Source organism: Bradyrhizobium sp. SHOUNA76 (genome assembly GCF_023006445.1).
Classification (GTDB): domain Bacteria; phylum Pseudomonadota; class Alphaproteobacteria; order Rhizobiales; family Xanthobacteraceae; genus Bradyrhizobium.
The window spans coordinates 1-2,372 of record NZ_JALBHA010000721.1; the positions used below are offsets into that span (position 1 = coordinate 1).

The window sequence follows — 2,372 nt, forward strand, 5'->3', positions numbered from 1 at the left end:
AGCGCCGTCAGCCTTGCCTCGTCGCGCAGCTCGGGCAGCCCGGCCCGCCGCAGCAGCACCCGCAGCGCGGGATTGCCGAGCGCGGTCTTGTAGAATTTGGCCAGATGCGGATCGCCGCTGGCTGGGCCCGATAATACGGGATCGCAGACGTCGTAAAGCGAGGGACCGTCCTTCGGCGCCAGCAGCGCCCGGCAGGCGGCGCCGGCAAAATAATGAAAGCTCATGAAATACCTGGTCGCGGGGACTCTGGCGGGGTTTTTGGCCGGGGGCCGGCCAGCGCGCTCCCCACGCGCCACCCCCTTGCAAGTCGTTGAAAAGGCTACCCGGATTCGCAGGAAAAACAAATGTGATCAAAGTCACGGAAATAGCCGGCACGAAGGCTGCATGATTGAGGCTCGGAAAGCGTCCAAGGAGGTGGAAACGCACAAATCTGGGTTGCGAAATTAACCAATGCCTTCAGTCGGTTAGCTCAAATTTTGGGCAATCTATTGCCGGGGAGGCGATATCCGGTTAAGGGTTTGTTTGGTGCGGCGCCGCAAATTGCGCGTAATTCGGGGGCACATCCCCGGCCAATCCCTCAAACCTAAAGACGCTATCGCGCTACTCAAACAGTGTGCGCGCGCTTGGCTGGTCTTTGGCACAGGAAACGAACCGAGATGAATGTAAAGCAGCTCGACCTTTCCAGACGCACGATCGCGGTGGCCGCGGCCCTCATCGGCACGGTCTCGCTGGTGATCGGCGCCCATGCTGCTCTCAACATGCGTGCGATCGATGCCGCCAAGGCCGTCTCGACCGACCAGGTTACGGGTTCGATCGCCCAGACCTCCCGCCTCGCACTCGTCATCGGCAATGGACATTATCCCGACGCCAGCGCGCCGCTGACGCAGTCGATCAACGACGCCCGCGCGCTGTCCTCCTCCCTGCGCAAGAACGGTTTTGACGTCGACATGGTGGAAGACGCGACCAAGGACGACATGGTCCGCGCCGTCAACCGCCTGAAGTCGCGGATCAAGCGCGATACCGTCGTCATGCTGTTCTTCGGCGGCTACGGCGTGCAGGCCGGCCGCGAGAGCTACATGCTGCCTGTCGATGCCGCGATCTGGAAGGAAAGCGACGTCCGCCGCCAGGGCGTTTCCATCGACGGCGTGCTCGACATGATGAAGGAGCAGGGCGCCAAGGCCAGGCTCGTCGTCGTCGACGCCTCCCGCCGCAATCCCTATGAGCGCCGCTTCCGCTCCTACAGCCACGGCCTCGCGCCGATCAGCGCGTCCGACAATGCCCTGATCCTCACCTCGGCCTCGCCCGGCAAGGTCGTCGACGACGGCAAGGGCGAGCACAGCGTGCTGGTCAGCGAGTTCCTCAACAACCTCAACGCTCGGGGCAGTGCCGAAAGCGTCTTCAACAAGACCCGCGTCGCCATCTCCCGCGCCAGCGAAGGCGACCAGGTCCCGATGGTCTCCTCCTCGCTGCTCGAAGACGTGCATTTCGGCGAAGCCGGCGGCTAGTTTTTCTTAGGTCTTGCGACGTCTCGTGCCCCGGACGCGGCGCATCATGCAATGATGCGACGCTGAGCCGGGGCCCATTTTTTTAAGCGAGCTCTCGTAGGGTGGGCCAAGGCGCAACGCGCCGTGCCCCACCATTTTTCCAGGACTTCGATAGAAAGACCTGGGCACGCTACGCTTTGCCCACCTTGCGATGTGCGTGTCGTCGCGCACATCTGCATCCACATCGTCATTGCTTCGTCGCTTCGCTCCTCGCAATGACGGCGCGGCGAAAACCTACTTCGCCGCTTCCGCGGCCATCACCGGACGCACCGGATCGCCTTCACGCAAGAGCGCGCCGGCGCGGGCGACGACGACATCGCCTTCGTTGAGGCCGTCGCGGACCTCGATATTGCCGCCGGACATCAAGCCGACCTCGACACGCTTGGTCTCGACGCGGTTGCGGCGGATCACCTGCACGACGGTGCCGGCGGAGGAATATTGCACTGATGTCAGCGGCACCGCGACGTTGCAGCTCTGCCCGGTCTTGATCAGCGCACGTCCACTCGCCTTCAGCAGCAGCCGCTTCTGCGAGGAGATGCCGATATAGACCATGCCCTGCTGGATGTTCGGCTCGACGGTCGGGCCGATGCGGCGCACCTTGCCGTCGATGTCGCCGGCGCCGGCGATCCGCACCGTCGCCGGCTGATTGACGGCGAGCTTGCGCATGTCGGTGGTCGCCACCAGGCCGACGAGATCGTATTCGCTGCGTGCCACGATGGTGAACAGCGCCTCGCCCTTGGCCGAGGCGAGATTGCCGATCTGGGCCGTCGAGGTCGCGATCACGCCCGCCACGGGCGCGGTGACCTGCAGCGTGCCGCCCTCGGGGAG

General features: G+C 64.0%; 2 protein-coding genes and 1 pseudogene. 1 reads left to right on the plus strand and 2 read right to left on the minus strand.

Annotated elements, in window-relative coordinates:
- Positions 1-224 (minus strand): annotated as a pseudogene (locus MOV74_RS36135) (hypothetical protein); the annotation flags it as partial.
- A 432-nt stretch (positions 225-656) separates the two neighbouring features.
- Between MOV74_RS36135 and MOV74_RS36140 the strand changes: the two are divergent.
- Positions 657-1,505: a caspase family protein gene (locus tag MOV74_RS36140; RefSeq protein ID WP_246932049.1), complete on the plus strand. Its 849-nt coding sequence runs from the start codon at positions 657-659 to the stop codon at positions 1,503-1,505.
- Positions 1,506-1,778: 273 nt separating this feature from the next.
- Here the strand turns inward: MOV74_RS36140 and MOV74_RS36145 are convergent.
- Positions 1,779-2,372 (minus strand): efflux RND transporter periplasmic adaptor subunit (locus MOV74_RS36145; protein ID WP_246932051.1); only part of this gene is annotated, 594 nt, incomplete at its 5' end.

Excerpts from the sequence above, each read along its gene's own strand:
- MOV74_RS36140 (WP_246932049.1), top strand. The coding sequence starts at position 657 with ATGAATGTAAAGCAGCTCGACCTTTCCAGACGCACGATCGCGGTGGCC.